This is a genomic window from Saccharothrix xinjiangensis, assembly GCF_039527585.1.
In the GTDB taxonomy this organism is placed as follows: domain Bacteria; phylum Actinomycetota; class Actinomycetes; order Mycobacteriales; family Pseudonocardiaceae; genus Actinosynnema; species Actinosynnema xinjiangensis.
Map to the genome: position 1 here is coordinate 1 of NZ_BAAAKE010000014.1, position 19,547 is coordinate 19,547.

The 19,547-nt window shown below is 71.6% G+C and carries 16 protein-coding genes; 5 read left to right on the plus strand and 11 right to left on the minus strand.

Annotation, left to right across the window (positions count from 1 at the left end; genetic code table 11):
* From ABD223_RS25240 to ABD223_RS25285, 10 genes are all read right to left on the minus strand, one after another.
* Positions 1-460, minus strand: a 460-nt coding sequence (locus ABD223_RS25240) for an endo-1,4-beta-xylanase (protein ID WP_344038962.1), incomplete at its 3' end; no start/stop codon positions are given.
* Between the two features lie 112 nt (positions 461-572).
* Positions 573-2,093, minus strand: a complete 1,521-nt coding sequence (locus tag ABD223_RS25245; protein ID WP_344038963.1) for a glycoside hydrolase family 43 protein — start codon at positions 2,091-2,093, stop codon at positions 573-575.
* Between the two features lie 25 nt (positions 2,094-2,118).
* Complete coding sequence (locus ABD223_RS25250) at positions 2,119-2,997, minus strand: carbohydrate ABC transporter permease (RefSeq protein WP_344038964.1); 879 nt, start codon at positions 2,995-2,997, stop codon at positions 2,119-2,121.
* A complete protein-coding gene (locus ABD223_RS25255; RefSeq protein ID WP_344038965.1) occupies positions 2,997-3,953 on the minus strand; it encodes a carbohydrate ABC transporter permease in 957 nt (318 codons plus the stop codon). The genes ABD223_RS25250 and ABD223_RS25255 overlap by 1 nt, the downstream gene beginning before the upstream one ends.
* Positions 3,950-5,218, minus strand: coding sequence for an ABC transporter substrate-binding protein (locus tag ABD223_RS25260; RefSeq protein WP_344038966.1), 1,269 nt, complete (start codon positions 5,216-5,218; stop codon positions 3,950-3,952). The genes ABD223_RS25255 and ABD223_RS25260 overlap by 4 nt, the downstream gene beginning before the upstream one ends.
* Before the next feature lie 409 nt (positions 5,219-5,627).
* The gene (locus ABD223_RS25265; RefSeq protein ID WP_344038967.1) at positions 5,628-6,962 is read right to left on the minus strand and encodes a glycoside hydrolase family 6 protein; all 1,335 of its coding nucleotides are present in this window, start codon (positions 6,960-6,962) and stop codon (positions 5,628-5,630) included.
* A gap of 41 nt (positions 6,963-7,003) precedes the next feature.
* A complete protein-coding gene (locus ABD223_RS25270) occupies positions 7,004-8,323 on the minus strand; it encodes a CE1 family esterase (protein ID WP_380647513.1) in 1,320 nt (439 codons plus the stop codon).
* 37 nt (positions 8,324-8,360) lie between these two features.
* Positions 8,361-9,719 carry a glycoside hydrolase family 43 protein gene (locus tag ABD223_RS25275; protein WP_344038969.1) on the minus strand — a complete coding sequence of 453 codons (1,359 nt, stop codon included), beginning with the start codon at positions 9,717-9,719 and terminating at the stop codon, positions 8,361-8,363.
* A gap of 248 nt (positions 9,720-9,967) precedes the next feature.
* Positions 9,968-10,939, minus strand: a complete 972-nt coding sequence (locus ABD223_RS25280; RefSeq protein WP_344038970.1) for a glycoside hydrolase family 62 protein — start codon at positions 10,937-10,939, stop codon at positions 9,968-9,970.
* 46 nt (positions 10,940-10,985) lie between these two features.
* The gene (locus tag ABD223_RS25285) at positions 10,986-11,825 is read right to left on the minus strand and encodes an SGNH/GDSL hydrolase family protein (protein WP_344038971.1); all 840 of its coding nucleotides are present in this window, start codon (positions 11,823-11,825) and stop codon (positions 10,986-10,988) included.
* Positions 11,826-12,601: 776 nt separating this feature from the next.
* Here ABD223_RS25285 and ABD223_RS25290 point away from each other — a divergent pair.
* Positions 12,602-13,990: a glycoside hydrolase family 10 protein gene (locus ABD223_RS25290; protein WP_344038972.1), complete on the plus strand. Its 1,389-nt coding sequence runs from the start codon at positions 12,602-12,604 to the stop codon at positions 13,988-13,990.
* A gap of 53 nt (positions 13,991-14,043) precedes the next feature.
* Here the strand turns inward: ABD223_RS25290 and ABD223_RS25295 are convergent, their stop codons facing one another.
* The gene (locus ABD223_RS25295) at positions 14,044-15,114 is read right to left on the minus strand and encodes a LacI family DNA-binding transcriptional regulator (protein ID WP_344038973.1); all 1,071 of its coding nucleotides are present in this window, start codon (positions 15,112-15,114) and stop codon (positions 14,044-14,046) included.
* 99 nt (positions 15,115-15,213) lie between these two features.
* On the opposite strand from ABD223_RS25295, the gene ABD223_RS25300 reads away from it, so the two are divergent.
* The 4 genes from ABD223_RS25300 to ABD223_RS25315 are packed head-to-tail and all read left to right on the plus strand — an operon-like array spanning position 15,214 to position 19,537.
* Positions 15,214-16,557, plus strand: coding sequence for an ABC transporter substrate-binding protein (locus ABD223_RS25300; RefSeq protein ID WP_344038974.1), 1,344 nt, complete (start codon positions 15,214-15,216; stop codon positions 16,555-16,557).
* A gap of 7 nt (positions 16,558-16,564) precedes the next feature.
* A complete protein-coding gene (locus tag ABD223_RS25305) occupies positions 16,565-17,407 on the plus strand; it encodes a carbohydrate ABC transporter permease (RefSeq protein WP_344038975.1) in 843 nt (280 codons plus the stop codon).
* On the plus strand, positions 17,395-18,231 hold the full coding sequence (locus ABD223_RS25310) for a carbohydrate ABC transporter permease (RefSeq protein ID WP_344038976.1): 837 nt from the start codon (positions 17,395-17,397) through the stop codon (positions 18,229-18,231). The genes ABD223_RS25305 and ABD223_RS25310 overlap by 13 nt, the downstream gene beginning before the upstream one ends.
* Positions 18,232-18,268: 37 nt before the next feature.
* Positions 18,269-19,537, plus strand: a complete 1,269-nt coding sequence (locus tag ABD223_RS25315; RefSeq protein ID WP_344038977.1) for a cellulose binding domain-containing protein — start codon at positions 18,269-18,271, stop codon at positions 19,535-19,537.
* Positions 19,538-19,547 lie beyond the last annotated feature (10 nt).

A 19,547-nucleotide genomic window follows, 5' to 3' on the forward strand; every position in this document is an offset into this window, starting at 1 on the left:
TCTTGCCGCGGTAGTAGGTGGCGACCTGGGTGACGTGGTTGAGCATGGCGTTGCGCAGGGCGCTGCCGCTCATGTTCTGCATCCAGCCCGGCTGCTGCGAGTGCCACGCCAACGCGTGGCCGCGGATCTTCTTGCCCTGGTTGCGGGCGTGGTTGACGATCCGGTCGGCGTTGCCGTAGCTGAACTGGTTCTGGTTCGGCTCGGTGGCGTCCATCTTCATCTCGTTCTCGGCCGTGACCATGTCGAACTCCCTGTTCAGGATGTTGACGTAGGTCGAGTCCGAGAGCTTGTTGGCGGCCACGGCGGTGCCGAAGTAGCGGCCGCTCTGCTGCGCCGCCGCGGCCAGCGTCGACGCGGCGCCACTGGCCGGCGTGGCCACGAGCACCGCGGCGCCCGCGGCGGCGGCCACCAATGTCGACACGAGTGCGACCCGTGAAACCGACTTCGCTGTCAGCGTCATGTTGTGCGCTTCCTGAGGAGCACCCGCGGGTGGTGCGGGTGGTGATGGGTTGGATCGGAGCGGCCCGAGGTCCGCTCGGTGCGGGTGGTCGAGAGGTCTCGCCACCCGCGGTTCAGGGGGTCCCGTGGTCGAACCAGTCGAACCACGCGGTGCCTTCGGTGGCGTACATGCCGATCACCCGGCCGGTGAAGCCGGTGGCCACCTCCGTGGACAGGTACCTGCCGTCGAGTTCGGCGAGCGGCTCCGGTTCGTCGCCGACGTGGAAGGCGATGTAGTCGGGCGCGGCGACGTGGAGGCCCGACGGCTCGTCGGCGGCGGGTGGCAGCTCGCGGGACAGGCGCGTGGTGATCGAGAGGGTCACCGGGCCGCGCGGCACCGGGCGCTCGGCCACGCGTTGGCGCAGGGGCCCGATGCGGGCGATGACGGCGACCTGCCCGTCGGCGACCTCCAGGTCGTAGTGGTGGGCCTCGTCCATGCGGATCGACAGGCCGGCGCGACCCGCGTCGGGGTCCAGCAGGACGGCGGTCCGGCTCTCGGGGTGCAGCTGGCGCCGACCGATGAAGGTGCAGCCCGGCTGGTCCAGGGAGGGGCCGGTGGCGTGCAGGGCCAGCCACCCCTGCCGTTCGGTCAGCGACCAGGAGCCGTCCGGGCGCGACCGCGGCGAGATCCACCGGTGCGCGAGCACCGGGGCGTCGAAGTCGTCGCGCGCCGGGTCCTCCTCGACCGGGTGCCAGGCGCTCGGGGCCTGTTCCCGCTCGTTGACGGGCCCGACGCGGGGCCAGCCGTCCTCCCAGCGCACCGGGGTGAGGAAGGTTTCCCGGCCCAGCACGTGGAAGTTGGGGCTGTACCCGCGCGGGCGGGTGGCGAGCAGGACCATCCACCAGTCGCCGTCCGGGGTGGTGACGAGGTCGGCGTGGCCGGTGCTCTGGATCGGGTGGTTGGTGCCGCGGTGGGTCAGGACCGGGTTGTGCGGCGCGCCTTCCCAGGGGCCGCTCAGGGAGGGGGCGCGGGCGATGGCGACGGTGTGGCCGCGTTCGGTGCCGCCCTCGGCGATCAGCAGGTACCACCACTCCCCCACGCGGTACAGGTGCGGCGCCTCCGGCCACTGCAACCCGGTGCCGGCCCAGGCGGGGAACGGTCCCTCCAGGACCTTCCCGGCCTCGGGGTCGACGCGGGCGACCTGCACGCCGAAGAAGCTGGCGCCGTGCGCGCCCGCGAAGGCGCACCAGCAGTTGCCGTCCTCGTCCCACACCAGGTCCGGGTCGATGCCCGGCAGGTCGATCCACACCGGGTCCGACCACGGACCCTCGGGCCGCTCGGCGGTGACGATGAAGTTGCCGCCGCTCGACACGTTCGTGGTGATCAGCCAGAACCGGCCGTCGTGGTGCCGGATCGTCGGCGCGTAGATGCCGTCCGAGGCCGACGCGTCGGGCGGCAGCGGGAGCTGGGACGGGCGGTCGAGGGCGTTGCCGACCTGCCGCCAGTGCACCAGGTCGCGGCTGTGGAAGACCGGCACACCCGGGAAGTACTCGAAGCTGGAGCACACCAGGTAGTAGTCCTCGCCGACCCGGCACACGCTGGGGTCCGGGTGGAACCCCGCGATGACGGGGTTGTCGTAGGAGGGGTTCGGCACGTGTTCTCCTGTGCGGGTGGAGCGGTCAGCCCTTGAAGGCGCCGTCGAGGATTCCGGCGACCATGCGGCGGCCGACGAGGACGAAGAGCGCGACGAGCGGGATGGTGGCGAGGAAGGAGCCGGACATGGCCAGGCCGAGGTCGACGTCGTAGCTGTTCTGGAGGGCTTTGATGGCGATCTGGGCGGTGTAGCGCTCGGGTGACTTGAGCACGATGAACGGCCAGAGGAAGTCGTTCCAGGCGGTGACGAACCCGAACAGGCCGAGCACGAACGCCGCCGGCCGCACGATCGGGAACGCGATGCGCCAGAACACCTGCCAGGTGCTCGCGCCGTCGATCGTGGCGGCCTGCACCAGCTCGTCGCTGATCGTGGCGAGGATGTGCTGGCGCATCCAGAAGATGCCGAACGCGCTGGCCAGGCCGGGTACGACCAACGCCTGGAGGGTGTCGACCCAGCCCAGCTCGGACATGATCATGTACTGCGGGATGACCGAGAGCTGCGTGGGCACGGTCATGGTCAGCAGGACGATCAGGAACAGGGCGTTGCGGCCGCGGAAGCGCAGCTTGGCGAAGGCGAACCCGGCCAGCGCGCACAGCACCGCCTGGCCCACGCCGATGGCGGCGGCCACGGCGAGGCTGTTGAGCAGCGACTGCACGAACGGCACCGTCTCCAGCACCAGGCCCGCCAGGTGGAAGAAGTTGCCGCCGGGCACGATCTCGGGCGGCATCTGCGTCGCGGTGGCGGTGTCGGTCGTGGCCACCACGAACATCCAGTACAGCGGGAACAGGCACGCGACGGTCGCGGCGGACAGCAGCAGGTAGGTCCACCAGCGGACCCGGCCGGGGGGCCGGAGGCGCGGCGCGGTGCTCCGGGTCGGGGCGCTCCGGGTCTGGGTGCTCGTCATCAGTCCGCCCTGATCCGCGTGGACAGCAGGTAGTTGATCGCGGCGATGACCACGACCATGGCGAACAGCGCGACACCGATCGCCGAGCCGTAGCCGAACTCGAACTCGCCGAAGCCCTGCTCGTAGAGGAACAGCGTCAACGTCTGGCACTGCCGCACCGCGCCGCAGGTCAGCGGGGCGCCCGAGGCGATCAGCAGCGGTTCGGTGAAGATCTGGAGGCCGCCGATGGTCGAGGTGACCACGGTGAAGATGATCACCGGCCGCAGCGAGGGGACGGTGATGTGGCGGAACCGCTGCCACGGGCCCGCGCCGTCGATGGACGCGGCCTCGTACACCGCGCGGGGCACCGCTTGCAGCGAGGCGAGGTAGAGCAGCGTGGTGTAGCCGAACCACCGCCAGGTCACCATCGTCGCGATCAGCACGTGGCTGCCCAGCGTGGACTGGACGAAGTCGACCGGCTCGACCCCGACCAGGCCCAGCAGCCAGTTGAGCAGCCCGTAGTCGCGGTCGAACAGCTGCGCGAACACGATCGCCGTGGCCGCCACCGAGGTGACGTACGGGACGAGCATCGACATCCGGAAGAACAGCGCGAACCTCAGCCGGGCGTGGTTGAGCACGTGCGCCAGCACCAGGGCCAGCAGCAGCTGCGGCACCGTGGACAGCGCCCAGATGCTCAGCGTGTTGCCGGCGGCGTTCCAGAACCGGGGGTCGGCGAACATGCGGGTGAAGTTGTCCGCGCCGATGAACACCTGGTCGCCGATGGGGTTCCAGTCGAACAGCGCCACGTAGAAGGTGAAGGCGAACGGGAACAGCCCGAAGATCGCGAAGATGACGAAGAACGGCGCGATGTAGGCGTACGGCGACAGGCGCTCGCCCAGCCCCCGGGACGACCGGGGCGCGAGGGGCGGCGGCGCGGCCGGGCGCGCCGGGGTGAGCGTGACGGCCACGGGGTTCACCCGCCGATGGCGGTCTTGATGTTGCGCACCGCGTCGTCCCACGCCGTGGCCGGGTCGCCGCCGCTCTGCTCGACGTTGGTGATGGAGTTGAGGAACTCCTGGCCGATGGTCGCGCTGTCGGGGCCGATGTAGAACGGCTTCAGCCCGAGCAGCGAGTCGGTGTAGATCTTGCCGGTGGGCGCGTCGGAGAAGAAGGTGTCCTTCGCCGTGGCGAGCTTGTCGTCCTGGTAGACCGACGGCGTGGAGGGCAGCGCGCCGGACCGGGTGAAGTGCTCCAGCTGCCCCTGCGGCGACTGCATCTCCTTGATGTACTCCCACGCGGCCTGGGGGTTCTGCGCGCGCTTCGGGATGGCCAGGTAGCTGCCGCCCCAGTTGCCCGCGGCGCCGGGGATCTTCGCGATGTCCCACTTGCCCGCGGTGTCCGGCGCGTTGCTGCGGATGCTGTTGAGCATCCACGACGGCGCGGCCACGGCCGCGTACTGGCCCTGCCCCATGCCGGCGCTCCAGGCGTTCTCGAACGACGACTGCCCGGCGGTGATCCCGGCGGTGGCCGCCTTGATGCCGAGGTCGAACGCGGTCCGCACCTCGGGGTTGCTGTCGTAGATCAGCTCGTGGTCGCCGTCGTAGTACTTCTGCGAGACCTGGTTGACCGCCTGGTAGAACACGCTGGTGGCGGCGTTGTCGGTGAACGCCTTGCCGGTGGCCTGCTTGTAGCGCTTCCCGGTCTCGATGAACGCGTCCCAGGTCGGCCACAGCGCGCCGACCTCGTCGCGGTCGGTGGGCAGGCCCGCGGCGGCGAACAGGTCGGTCCGGTAGGCCACGGCCATGCCGCCCACGTCGGTGGGGATGCCCAGCACCTCGCCGCCCTCGGCGACGCTCTGCTCGATCACCCACTCCAGGTAGTCGCCCTTGATGTCGTCGGCGCCCAGCGTGCGCAGGTCGACGAAGTTCTGCGGCTGCTGCACGAACTTCGGCAGGTTGTCGCCCTGGATCAGCACCAGGTCGGGCACCTTGCCGCCCGCCAGCGCGGTCGTCAGCGCCTGGGCGGTCTCCGTCGAGGTCCCCACCTCGGTCAGCTTGATGTCCACGTCCGGGTGCTTCTCCCGGTACGCGTCCACCGACGACTTCTGGTTGATGGCGGCGAACGACCAGAACTCGAACGACTTGCCGTCACCCCCGCCCCCGCCGCCACCCGCTCCGGGCGTGCAGGCGGTGATCAGGGCAAAGGCTGCGGCGGCGAGCAGCAGGGGCGAACGGAGGGTCACGGCGCTTCTCCAAGGTGGACGGGGCGAGCGGCACACCACTTCGCGGGATCGAGCGAAAGTTTCGCCCCAAATTGCGATTGTTAGCGCTCACGACGGTAAGCGGCCGCATACCCGACGTCAAGGAAAAGCCAGCACGAACGATCGAAGAACAATGGATTCCTCGTTACGCAAGTACTTTCGTAAGCACCCGAGCGGACGAGGGCTGATGTCGTTGGGACACCTGGGGATCACCCCGTTCCGGGTGACCCATCCCCGGGCATGGCCGAGGGCGGCACCGCGCGGACCGAATTCGACTACGTGGTCCGCACGATGCCGCCGCAACAGCTTTGTTATCGCGAACAAACTTTTTTTCCGCTCACCACCTCCGGATCACGGCGGTCCCGACCGGGCCGGGCGCCGCCTCACGGCGTCAGGAGCACGCCGTCCCGTTCAACACCGGGGAGGAGAACGGCGGCGTCGACCCGTTGTAGTTCGCGTTGTACCCGATGGTCGCGGTGCCGCCGGAGCCGATCGAGCCGTTCCAGGACGTGTTGGTGACGCGCACGGTGTCGCCCGCGTCGGTCCACGTCCCGTTCCAGCCCTGCGTGACCGACACGCCCGGCGCCGAGAACGTGAGGGTCCAGTTGGAGATCGCCGCGCCCCGGTTGGTGATCACGACCTCGCCGGTGTACCCGCCCGACCACTGGCTGACGACGCGGTGGGCCACCGCGCAGCCGCCGCCGGGGTTGCCGCCCGAACTGGTCGTGGTGGTCGTGGTGGTCGTGCTCGTCGACGTGGACGTCGGGCCCGCCGCGATCGCCAGGTCGTACGCGCGCTGCGGCACGAACTGGCCGGCCTGCGCGATGCAGCCGTCCGCCTCGCCCGGCACCTTCACCCACAGGAACGCGGCGATCCTGGAGTCGTTGGTGCTCGTCGTGCTGGGCGTGCCGATCGCGCGACCGGCCGGGTCGCACCACTCCTCGCCCAGCGGCCCGTTGCCGTTGCGGCTGGTGTCCACCACGGCCATGAGCCTGCCGTCACCGATGGCGTTGAGGATCGCCTTGGCGTAGTTCACCTCGTCGGACGTGGTCCGGTAGTTCGACACGTTCGTGGAGATGCCGTCGGCGCTGTTGGAGATGTCGGCCGCGCGCAGCCTGTTGGCGGCCTCGGACGGGCTCAACCACGCGGAGTTGCCGATGTCGTAGTACACCTTGGCCTGCGACGAGCCCGCCTTGAGCTTCTTGCCCGCGTAGGACATCGACGCCCTGGTCTGGCTCTGCTGGTCGGCGTTCTGGCAGTTGCTCATGATCGGCAGCACGTCGGGCTCCAGCACGATCGCCGCCGGGCGGCCCGCCAGGCCCGCCGAGATCTCGTCGACCCACGCCCGGTACTCCTGGTGCGACCGCGCGCCGCCGCTGCTGGCGCCGCCGCAGTCCCGGTTCGGGATGTTGTAGACCACCAGGATCGGGATCTTCCCCGCCGAGGCCGCCGCCCCCACGTAGGAGCTGATCTCCGAGCGGACCGACGAGGTGTTGGTCGTGGTGAACCAGCGCGCCTGCGGGACCGAGGCGATGCGGTCGCGGATGACCGCCGCCCGCGAGTCGCCGGGGTTGGCGGCGACCCACCTCGCGCTGGAGTTCGACGGGTCGACGTAGAACGCCGAATCGGCGGCCTGGGCGGTGGTGCCGCCGCTCACCGCCAGGACCGTGGCCACCAGGGCGCTCGACAGGGCGCTCGCGGCCGCGGCCTGCGTCCTGCGCTTCATCGGATCTCCTCTCGGGGTTTCGGGCAGGGTTCCGGGACCGGTCAGGCGACGGCGCACGCGGCGCCGTTGAGCGTGAACGCCGCCGGCTTGCCCGTGTTGCCGGTGTGGTTGGCCTGGAAGCCGATGTCGACCGACGCGTTCGGGGCGATCTCGCCGTTGTAGGAGGCGTTCCTCGCCGTCACCTGGCCGGACGCCGGCGAGTAGGACGCGTTCCAGCCCGAGGTGATCGCCTGCCCGCCGGGCAGGGTGAAGACCAGGGACCAGCCCCTGATCGGCGCGGCGCCGGTGTTGGTGATGGTGATCGACGAGGTCAGGCCGCCGTTCCAGGCGTTGATCGTGGTGGACACCCGGCACGACTCCCCTCCCGGGGGCGTCGTCGTGGTGGTCGTCGTGCCGGTCGTGCCGGTCGTGGTGGTGGTGGTCGTGGTGGTGGTGTCGGTCGGGGTGCCCGCGAACTGCGAGAAGAACCTCCAGACCTCGCCCTTGGTCCACGACCGGGCGCCGTCCTCACAGGCGCACCCGTCCACGGCGCCGGGCAGGTGCCCGCCGTCGAACGCGGCCCACACCACCGGGTAGCCGGCCCGGCAACCCGGGTACGCGGTGGTGATGTGGGTCCGGCTGCCGGCGGCCGGTTCACGCGGGTTCGTGGCCGTGCAGCCGTTGTTCCGGACGAACCTGTCGCGCAACGACCGGCCTTGCGAGATGTTGAGCACCGTGTCGCTGATCCCGTGGATGCCGAGGTAGGCGATGGGCTGCGTGCCCCCGTCGCAGCCGCTCAGCTGAGCGCCCGCGAAGACCGCCACCGCGCGGAAGACGTTCGCCCTGCCGCACGCCAGCGCGTAGCTCATCCCGCCGCCGTAGCTGAAACCGGTGGCGAAGCGCTGCGTCGTGTCGACGCAGAGGGCGGCCTCGATCCTGGCGATCATGGCGTCGACGAACGCGACGTCCTCGCCGCCGTTGTTGGGCCAGGCGTTGTCGATGCCCTGCGGCGCGACGAGGATCGCGCTGTTGTTGGACTGCTCCTGCTGGCCGTAGTACGCCCACGACGCGCCGCTGCTGCCGCCGGTGGCGACGTCGTTCGCCGTGCCGTGCCACCAGTGGAAGGCGAAGATCAGCCGGTACGGCCGGGAGTTGTCGTAGTTGCCGGGCACCCTCAGGATGAAGGTGCGGTTCTTGCCACCGCTCTGGATCGTGTGCGTGCCGCCGGCCAAACCGGGCGCCTTGCCGCACCCGGCGGTCGCCGCGGCGGCGCCGACGGGGGTTCCGGCGCCGGGGAGGATCCCGCTCAACGCCGTGCCGGTCGTGGCCAGTGCCAGGAACGCCGCCACGGCGACCGTCCCCAACAGGGTCCTGTGCCTCATCACCACGTGCCTCCTTCCGCTGTTGACGTGCAGGTGCTCAGGCGGAGAACCGCCACCAGTCCACGTTGAGCAGGTAACCGCCGCCGCCGCTGAACCGCAGGAACAGGTCGCGGGTCCCGGAGAGCCCGCTCACCGGGCACGACACCGAGGTCCACGACTGCCAGCCGCCGGTGTTGGGCACGGTGCAGCGGCCCACGACCGTGCCGGTGGCGCTGCCGGTGCGCACCTCGATCGTGCCGCCGGCGGCGGAGGCCACGCGGGCGGTGAAGGACGACGCGCCGTTGCCGAAGGCGACGTTGCGGACCTTGACGTGGTCGCCGTTCTCGATGAACCCGATGTTCATGCCGCCCTCGGAGGCGCGCTCGGTCTCGATGCCCGAGCCCCAGGCGATGGTCTCGGCCTCCTGGCGGGCGAACGGGTTGAGCACGTCCGCCGGCGGCGGGCCGCCCGTGCTCATGGTGATCGTCGGGATGCTGCCGTCGGGGTTGTAGGCGAACCTCTCCACCGCCACGGAGCGGGTGAAGCCGCCACCGCCCGGCAGGGCGCCGTTGTGGTAGAAGAAGTACGAGCCGCCCTTGAAGTCCACGAGGCCCGCGTGGTTGGTGAAGCTGTTGCCCTGCGTGGGCATGACCGTGCCGCGGTAGGTCCACGGCCCGGTGGGCGAGGGCGCGGTGGAGTAGGCGATGAACTCCGAGCAGCACTTGGCGGCGAAGACGTTGTAGTACAGGCCGTTGCGCTTGAACACCCACGGCCCTTCCTCGTACAGCGTCGGCCGGGCGGCGTCGCCGGTGCGGGCGCCGAACCCGGCCGTGGTGAGCGGCACCTGCGTGGGACTGCCGCTGAAGGAGGTCATGTCGGCGTTGAGCCGCACGTACCAGAGGTTCGGGTTGCCCCAGTAGAGGTACGCCTGGCCGTTGTCGTCGATGAAGACGGTCGGGTCGATCTCGCCGTTCTCCACCAGCGGCCGGCCGATGGCGTCGCGGAACGGCCCCGTGGGGCTGTCCGAGACGCCCACGCCGATCGCCATCCGGCCGGTGGCCCGGTTGACCACGGGCACGTACCAGTAGAACTTGCCGTTGCGCTGGACCGCCTGACCGGCCCAGGCGTCCTTGCTCGCCCAGGAGAACGTGGCCACGCTCATCGGCGAGCCGTGGTCGGTCCAGTTGACCATGTCGGCCGACGACCAGACCCGCCACTCCTTCATCGTGAACCAGGTCGAGCCGTCCTCGTCGTGCCCGGTGTAGAGGTACACCCGGCCGTCGTGCACCAGCGGCGCGGGGTCGGCCGTGTAGATGTGCTGCACGATCGGGTTGTCGGCCCGAGCCGTGCCCGGGAGGAGGGCGAGGGTGCACAGGACGCTCACCACCCAGGCGAGCGGACGCCTTCGGCTTCGCACGGTTACCTCCATCAGCGGCTGTGGGTCGGAGCGGGGCGGGGGCGGCGGGCGGCGGGGTGGGTGTCGCGGGCGGCGGGTGGTTCGCTGGGGAGTGGCGGGGCCGGGCTTTCGAGGGGTGGCGAGGGGCCGGGGGTGCCGCGCGCCGCCGGAGGGCGAAGCGGCGCGCGGCGCCCGATCCCCGCTCGACCGGGGTTCCGGGGCGTCGCCGGCACTGGTGCCGGCGGCGGCCTGTCAGGGGGTCAGCAGGTTCAGTTGGTCCGGGTGAGCAGGCCCAGCCGCCAGGGCAGGCGGTTGTAGTCGCCGCTCGCGTCGGGGTCCAGGCCCTGGTAGAGGTAGGTCAGGTCGCGGAGGCTGATCTCCATCGTCTGGTCGACGTTGGTGCGGACCACCTCGCCGTGGCTGATGTCGCGGGTCCAGGCGCCACCGGGGAAGGTGACGTTGTTGGCGCGGGCGAAGGGGTTGGACTCGCTGTCGGCCAGCGCGGTCCACGGGCCGGTGATGGCCGGCGCGGTCCAGGAGCGGAACCAGCGGCGGCCGTCGGAGCCGATGGCTTCGTGGAGCATGAGGTACCGCTGCTCGCCGGCGATCTTGTAGATGTTGGACGCCTCGAACAGCCGGTTGCGGTCGGCGTCCTGCATGGCGATGACGGTGTCGCCGAACCCGTCGGGGAATTCGGCGAGGCTGGTCTCCGACCGGTAGAGGTGGCCGTTGTCGTCGGAGGAGAACAGGTAGCACTTGGCGCTGTCGCAGATGATCCAGAAGTCGACCCAGTAGCCGTCGCCGATGTTGTCGCGGATGATCCGCGGCATGCCGTTGGCGTAGAAGTCCTTCGGCGCCGACCACGACCTCGGGTCGGAGATGTCTTCGGTCGTGGAGTACGAGGCGTTCGAATCGGTCTGGTAGACCAGGTACCACAGGCGGTGCGGTGCGAAGTGGAACACCTGCGGCGCGGCCCGGTAACCCGTGCCGATCCCCGAGCTGTCCAGGTGGTGGTGCGGCGCGGACGAGGCCTGCGACCAGTCGGCGAAGCTGGTGTACACCAGGCTGTAGCCGTCGGTGTAGGTCGAGGCGAACACGTGGTACTCGCCGTTGTGGTGGACCACGCTCGGGTCCTTGACCGCCACGTTCGCGTGCGTCGAGTCCGGCTTGGGGCTGATCAGCGCTCCGCTGGAGGACCAGCGGAAGCTGCCGGTCGGTGAGCCGCCGGGCTGCTGGGACATGGTCATCCTTCGTCGGTGGATCGGGTGGTCACCGGTCCGCGCCGGGTCACGGGCCGGTGCAGCCGGCGGTGCTCACGGCGGCGGTGTCGGTGACGGTGACCTCGGCCTGGAACCCGCCGCCCCGGGAGCCCGTCACGCGGGCCGTCGCGGCGCACGCGCCGCCGGGCCGGGGCTGTGGTTGGTCGCCGACGCCGCCGGGCACCGACAGCAGGGCGCTGTGCCAGACCGCGGCCATCTTGGCGTAGCCGGCGGCGTTGGGGTGGATGCCGTCGGGCAGGTCCGAGATCGGCACGGCCGGGTACATCTCCACCAGGCGCACGCGCCGGCCCGCGGCGGCCTTGTCGCGCACGATCGCCCTGACCGCGGTGTTGAAGGTGCGCACGGTGGCGTCGGCGAAGCGGATCGGGATGATCGTGGCCACGAACAGCTCGGCGCCCGGCGACTGGGTGGTGATCTTGTCCACCAGCCGCGAGAGCCGCTGCGGCGCGCCGGCCGGGTCGCTGCCGTACATGTCGTTGGTGCCGATGTGCAGCAGGACCGTGCGCGGGGTGTGGGTGCGCAGCCAGTTCACCACGTTGGCGTCGACCTGGGCGATGGTCCACCCCGGGTGGCCCTCGTGGTTGCGGTCGGGCATCGAGGACGGCCCGTCGGCCAGGGAGCCGACGAAGTCGACCGCCTTGCCGGCGGCGCGCAGCTTCGCGCCCAGGTCCAGGCGGTAGCCGCCGGTCGAACCGCCCTGGGTGATCGAGTCGCCCAGGGGCATGACGCGCACCGGGTCGGCCTGCGCGAGCGGGGCGTCACGGGTGGCCGGCCCGGCGACGGCCGACACCGGCGACACCGCCGGCAGCACGGCGGCTGCCACGACGGTGGCCAGCAACTTCGTCACGGTGAGCATGCGAGTCCTCCGGTGGACGGGTCGACGAACGTGCGGTGACCGCCCGGCGGCCGGGTGTGCCGCCGGGCGGGGCGCGAGACGGGGAGGCCGGACCGCCGGGCGGGAAGACCAGGTCGCCGGGCGGAGGCCGGGCTGCCGGGTGGGGGCCGGGCCGCGCTCAGCGGGGCCGACTGGGCCCTGGCGCCCCTCTTCGAGGGCCTCGCCCCGGGGGCGGCCGGTGAGAGGCGCTCGGCGCGGTTCGCGCCACTGGAGTTCGTCGCATCGGAGTTCCCAACGTCATCGTTGACGGCGGTCGCGGCGGCGGTGTTCGGCAGGGCGGGGTCGCGGCCCTGGGCGGAACTGCCTCGATCGACAGTCAATGTAGCCAGGCCCACAACGGTCGGTCAAAGCTAAAATTGTGAGCGCTAACTTTAGCGAATATTGCGCAACTTTTGTCGAAGACCATTCGACAAGGTGACATAAAGCCAGGTAGAAGCGATTAAACGTAATATTGCTCCGTTCAGCCCAGTGAACAACCCTCATGGGAAAGTTCGACTTGTGAGCGTGAACAATTCAATGCGACACTGCCGTTCACCCGGCTCGCGGTCCGCGCTCACCCCTGTGGCGCGACCGCGCGAGGCCTCACCGGCCCGTGCTCGCGCCGCGGACCGCCAACCGCGCGCGACCCCGGGCCCGCACCCGCCGCCAGGGCGGTGCCCGGGCCCGCCGGACGGTCCTGACCACCCCACCCGCCGATCAGGGCGGGTGCTCCCGTGAAGGTGTCGAACATGAAGCTGACAGCGAGGTCAGTGTCCCGAGTGGCGCTCGCGGCGACAGTGGTGGCCGCCACCACGGGCGGCGTCGCGTTCCTCGTGACCGCGCCGGCCAGTGGCGCCGCGTCGACGCTGGCCGCGGCGGCGCAGCAGAGCGGCCGCTACTTCGGCACCGCCGTCGCGGCGGGCCGGCTCGGCGACTCGACCTACGTCAACATCCTGAACAGGGAGTTCGACATGGTCACCGCCGAGAACGAGATGAAGATGGACGCCACCGAGCCGAACCAGAACCAGTTCAGCTACGGCAGCGGCGACCGCATCCTCAACCAGGCCCGCAACCAGGGCAAGCGGGTCCGCGGCCACGCCCTGGCCTGGCACGCGCAGCAACCGGGCTGGATGCAGCGCATGGAGGGGTCCTCACTGCGCCAGGCGATGCTCAACCACGTCACCCAGGTCGCCACCTACTACCGCGGCAAGATCTACGCCTGGGACGTGGTGAACGAGGCCTTCGCGGACGGCAGCTCCGGCGCGCGGCGTGACTCGAACCTCCAGCGCTCCGGCAACGACTGGATCGAGGCGGCGTTCCGGGCCGCTCGTGCGGCGGATCCGGGTGCGAAGCTGTGTTACAACGACTACAACACCGACGACTGGACCCACGCCAAGACGCAAGGCGTCTACCGGATGGTGCAGGACTTCAAGTCCCGCGGTGTGCCGATCGACTGCGTCGGTCTCCAGTCGCACTTCAACTCGCAGAGCCCGGTGCCGTCGAACTACCAGACCACGTTGCAGAACTTCGCCAACCTCGGTGTCGACGTCCAGATCACCGAGCTGGACATCGAGGGCTCGGGCAGCGCCCAGGCCGACAACTTCCGCCGCGTCACCGAAGCCTGCCTGGCCGTGGCCCGCTGCACCGGCATCACCGTCTGGGGCATCCGCGACACCGACTCCTGGCGCGCCTACGGCACACCGCTGCTGTTCGACGGCTCCGGCAACAAGAAGGCCGCCTACAACTCCACCCTCAACGCCCTGAACGCCGCAAGTCCGACTGACACGACCACGACGACTACCACCACCACCACGACCACGACCACCACGTCGCAGGACCCCGGCCCCGGCGGCTGCACCGCGACGGCGTCGCTGAACACCTGGAACGGCGGCTTCGTCGCCTCCATCAGGGTCACGGCCGGCTCGTCGGCGCTCAACGGCTGGTCGGTGTCGCTGACCCTGCCGTCCGGGACCACCGTGACCAACCAGTGGAGCGCCAACCGCTCGGGCAACAGCGGCCCCGTGACCTTCACCAACGTCGACTACAACGGCTCCGTCGCGCCCGGACGGTCCGTCGAGTTCGGCTTCCAGGCCACCGGCTCCGCCACCGGCCTGTCCCCCACCTGCGCCGCGCGGTGACCCGCGGCCGCCGGTCGGCGCCCCGTCGTCGACCGGCGGCCACCGCCGGGTCCCTACCGCGACGACACGGGAACCGGCTTGACCGATCCGCCGTGCCGGACCGACATGGGGACGCGGTGCACCACGGGAGCGCCTCTCAGCCGCCCCCGCCGCTCGGCCGCGGCGAACAGCACCTCCACCGCCTTGGCGCCGAGCTCGTGGTGCGGCAGGGCGACGGTGGTGAGCTTGGGTCGCACCCAGGAGGCGATGGGGTGGTCGTCGAACGACACGACGGAGACGTCGTCGGGCACGGACAGCCCGGCCTCGGCCAAGGCCTGGTAGGCGCCGAAGGCCAGGCGGTCGTTCAGGCACAGCAGCGCTTTCGGGCGGTGGTGGCGCAGGACCTCCCGGGTGGCGTCGTAACCGTCCTCCGGCATCCACTTCGGGCACCGGTGCGCCGTCACCGGTCGGACGCCGGCGGCGTCGAACACCTGGCGGATGCCGACCAGGCGCTCCGCCGCGGCGATGCTGTTCGGGGGGACGTCCTCGACGCCGGGACCGGCGCCGACCAGGTGGACGCCCTCGCGGTGGCCCGCGTCGACGAGGACCCGGGCGGCGGCGCGACCGGCGCCCACCTCGTCGGGCAGCACGGCGGGCAGGGACGAGTACGCCGCCGGGAGGGCGTTGAGCAGGACGGCCGGGCCGTGGTCCAGTCCCTCGGGCACGGCGATCGGCCTGGTGTACATCGCCGCGAAGACGATGCCGTCGACCCGGCGGTCGTGCATGGCCTCGACCAGGGCCTTCTCCACGCCCGGGTCGCCGCCGCTCTCGCCGAAGAACAGCATGAAGCCCCGCTGGTGGGCCGCCTCCAGCGCACCTCTGATCATGTTCCCGGCCAGCAGGGAGGAGGCGACGGTGTCGGACACGAACCCGATCGTCTGCGTGCGCCCGGTGCGCAGGCCCACCGAGAGGGTGTTGCGCCGGTACCCCAGCTCCTGGGCGGTCGAGCGCACCCGGTGCTCCACCTCCTCGGAGATGCGCAGGTCCCGACCGCGGCCGGACAGCACCAGGGACACGGTCGTGGTCGAGACACCGGTCGCCTTGGCCACGTCGGCCAGCGTGACGCGTCGTCGCCCCAATGCCATCCTCCGTCCTCAATGGACATACGCTGCTTGACATCTGGTCGCGCCACCTTGAAAACTCGCGGATGCTAACACGATTTAGCCGGAACCAGGGAGGAACCGTTGGCCCACTCAGGACGGTTCGGCGCGGCCGTCGCCCTGCTGCTGGCGTCGCTCCTGGCGGGCTGCTCGGCCCCCGGCGTCGACCGCCCGCAGCGCGCCGGCGCGCCCGGGTCGCCCGGGTCCGAACCGGACTGCGGCACCGGACCGGTGGTGCTGCGGGCGCGCTTCGAGGCCGGTTTCCCCTTGGCGCGGGCGCTCGCCGACGAGTTCACCCGTCACCACCCGAACGTCACCTGGGACGTGCGCGAGGAGCAGTTCGCGGTGCTGACCCGGAACGCGCCGCGCCTGCTGGTCGACGACCCGCCCGACCTGGTGCGGCTGCCCCAGGTGGCCGACCTCGTGGGTGACGGCCTGCTGCGCGACCTCGACGGCTACGCCGCGTGGTTCGGCTGGGACGACTGGCCGCCGGCGCAGCTGCGGACGATGCGCGCCGGTCCGGGCGGGCGGCCGCGCGGCGAGGGCCCGCTGTACGCGATGGGGTTCTCCACGAGCGTGACCGGCGTGTTCTACAACAAGGACCTGGCGGCGCGGATCGGGTTCCGCGAGCCCGCGACGCTGGCCGAGTTCGACGAGGCGCTGGCGCGGGCCGCGGAAGCGGGCATCACGCCCCTCGCGGGGTTCAACGCGGGGGCGACCGGCGGGCTGGTGTTCCCCCTGCAAGCCCTCATGGCCGCCCACGGCTCCCCCGCGGCGATCAACGACTGGGTGTTCCAGCGGCCCGGCGCGACCATCGACACGCCGGCGAACGCCGAGGCCGCGCGGCACCTCCAGCGGTGGCTGCGCGCCGGGTACTTCGACGCCGACCTCAACGCCACCGACTACGCGCGGATGGTCGACCGGTTCGCCTCCGGCCAGGCCCTGTTCATGCTCGACGGCGACTGGGAGTCCGCGACGCTGGACCGGCGGATGCCGGGTCGGGTCGGCTTCTTCCTGGTGCCGCCGCTGCGGGCGGGCGACCCGCGGGCCGCGATGTCCGGTCCCCCGACCTTCGGCATCCCGGCGGGGTCGGCGCACCCCGACTGCGCCGCGGCCTTCCTGAACTGGGCGGTCACCGACCGCGCGGCGCGCGAGACCACCGTGCGGGTGGGCGGGTCGCTCCCCCTCGGGCCGGCCGACGCCCACCTGCCCCCGGTCGAGCCGGGGTCGGTCACGGCCGCCACGCTCGCCGCGGCGGCCGAGGTCGTCGCGGGCGGCACGGGCATGGACTTCGTCGCCAACGCCACCGGCGCCGCCCTGGCCGAGAGCTGGACGCCGCGGTTGCAGGAGCTGGCGGCGGGCGAACGGGCCCCGGAGGACCTGCTGCGACTGGTGCAGGACGACTACGTCGAGCAGATCGGCGGGTGAGCCGGCGGTGTCGCGCCTGGTCGGCTGGCTGTTCGTACTGCCCGCGCTCTCCGTGTACGCGGTGTTCGTGCTGCGCCCCTTGGCGCTGACGGTCCAGTACTCGCTGTACCGGTGGGACGGGATCGGCCCGTCCACCTGGGTGGGCTGGGACAACTACCTGGCCGTGCTCACCGAACCCGACCTGGTCGGCGCGATCGGCCACGCGCTCGTGCTGGTCGTGATCTTCACCGGGGTGCCGCTGTGCCTGGGCCTGCCGGCCGCCGCGGTGCTCCGGCGCGCCACGGGGGGCCGGGCGGTGCGGGCGGTGCTGCTCCTGCCGCAGGCGGTGCCCCTGGTCGCGGCGGGGTTCGCGTGGAGCCTGCTGCTGTCGTCGACGGGCGCGGTCAACCGGCTGCTGGCGGCGGTGGGGCTCGACGGGGTCACGCGGGCGTGGCTGGGCGACTCGTCGACGGCGTTGGCCGCGGTCGGGGTGATCGGGGCGTGGGCGCTGCTCGGCCTGTGCACGACGCTGCTGCTGGTGGGCGTGGACCGCATCGACCCGGCGCTGCACGAGGCGGCGCGACTGGACGGCGCGGGACCGTGGCAGGAGTTCCGCGCGGTCACGCTGCCCGGTGTGCGCCGCGAGCTGGGCGTGTGCGCGACCGTGACGACCACCGCCGCGCTGGCGAGCTTCGACGTCGTGTACGTCACCACGCAGGGCGGGCCGGGCAACGCCACGGCGGTGCCCGGCCTGGAGGTGTTCTCCCTGGCGTTCGCGCAGCGGGAGGTGGGGTTGGCCTCCGCGCTGGCGGTGGTGCTGGTGGTGCTGGTCCTGGCGGTGGTGGCGCCGGTGCTGCGGTGGTCGCGGTGACGGCCGGGCGGCGGGGGCGGGCGGCGGGCCCGCTGCTGCTGCTCGCGCTGGTCGTCGTGACGCTGGCGCCGTTCGCCGAGCTGTTCGTCACCGCGCTGCACCCGCCGGGGACCTACCCGCGGGGCCTGACGTGGCCCGAGGACCCGCACTGGTCGAACTTCGCGACCGCGTTCCGCTCGGCGCGGGTGGACCGTCTGCTGGTGTCGAGCGGGCTGGTCGTGCTGTGCGCGGTGCCGGCGACGCTGGCCCTGGCCGTGCCGGCCGGCTACGCGCTCGGGCACCTGCGGTTCCCCGGCCACCGGGTGGTGTTCGGCCTGTTCGCGCTCGGGCTGGTGCTGCCGCTGGAGGCCGTGGTCACGCCGCTGTACCACCAGGTGCGCGACCTGGGGCTGCTCAACACCCGGTGTGGGCTCGTGACGGCGCTGGTCGCGGTGCACCTGCCGTTCGCGGTGTTCTGGATGCGGGCGCACTTCGCCGGCGCGTCCCGGGAGCTGTCGGACGGCGCGCGGCTGGACGGCGCGGGGCCGTGGCAGCTGTTCCGACGGGTGCACCTGCCCCTGGCGCGACCCGCGGCGTCGTCGCTGGCGGTCCTGCTCTGCGCGTGGACCTGGAACCACTTCCTGCTGGCGATCGTGCTGGTGGACGACCCGGAGCAGCGCACCGCGGCGGGCGTGCTCGGCGCGTTCCAGGGGCGCTGGGGCACCGACGTCCCCCTGCTGTGCGCCGGGACGCTGTTGATCCTCGCGCCCGTGCTGCCGGCCTTCGCGCTGCTGCACCGCCGGGTGTCCGCGGACGTGGTGCGAGCAGCGCTCACGAAGGACTAGACCCCACGAAGCAGTCGAACGAGGAGAAGTGATCACCGTGCGCAGAACCGACTCCCCTTCCCGACGAGCCGCCGCGGTCACCGCCGCCGTGGCGCTCACCGCGGCGACCGCGGCACTGGTCGCGGCGCAGCCCGCGTCCGCCGCCACCGGCTGCCGGGTCGACTACTCGATCGGCTCGCAGTGGCCTGGCGGGTTCGGCGCGAACCTGGTCGTGACGAACCTGGGCGACGCCGTGAGCGGGTGGCGCCTGTCGTGGGCGTTCCCCGGCGACGAGCGGATCACGCAGTCGTGGAACGGGACGCACGCCCAATCGGGCGCCCAGGTCACGGCGACCAACGCCGCCTGGAACGGCGGCATCGCCACCGGCGGGACCGTCTCCTTCGGCTTCAACGCCACCTCCGGCTCCCGACCGGCGACCCCTTCGTCGTTCACGCTCAACGGTGTGGTGTGCACCGGCTCGACGACGACCACGACTACCACCACCACGACCACCACCACCACCACGACGTCGCAGTCGCCCCAGCCGGACCGCCCCATGGTGGAGAACAACTTCCCGGTGACCAGGGAGGGCGCGTACGGCGACAACCGCTACACCGTGTTCCGCCCGTCGAACCCGCAGGCCGTCGGGCGCCCGCTGCCCGTGCTGGCCTTCGGCAACGGGGCCTGCGCGCACACCGACAACAGCGAGGTCACGCGGGCGCTGACGTTCATCGCCTCGAAGGGCTTCGTCGTGGTGGACACCGGCTCGGTCAACGGGTCGCCCAACGGCGTGCCCAGCGGTTCGCCCATCCCGTCCCTGCTGACCGACGCCATCACCTGGGCCGAGCGGGAGCACAACCGCTCCGCCTCGCCGCTGGCGCAGCGGCTGGACCTGACCAGGGTGGCCACCGCCGGGCACTCGTGCGGCGGCCTCGAAGCCCTCGTCGCCGCCCAGGACCGGCGCGTCGACGCCGTGGCCTCGCTCAACAGCGGCTTCTTCGCCGACGGCGCCTTCGGCTACCCCCGCTCCGAACTCGGCAAGCTCCACACCCCCGCGCTGTTCATGGACGGCGGCCCCTCCGACGTCGCCTACGCCAACAACCAGGCCAACTACGACCTGGTCACCGTGCCCGCCGTGCTGGCCAGGCAACCGCAGGCCGGGCACGGCGGGTTCATCGGCGGCAGCCAGATGGCCGACGGCATGACCACCGTCGTCCAGTTCCTCGACATGGTCCTCAACGGCAACCAGGCGGCGCGGGCCTACGTCCTCGACCCGTCGGGCCTGGCCTCCAGGGCGCCGTGGACGGTGTCCAGGAAGAACTTCTGAACCCTGGCGG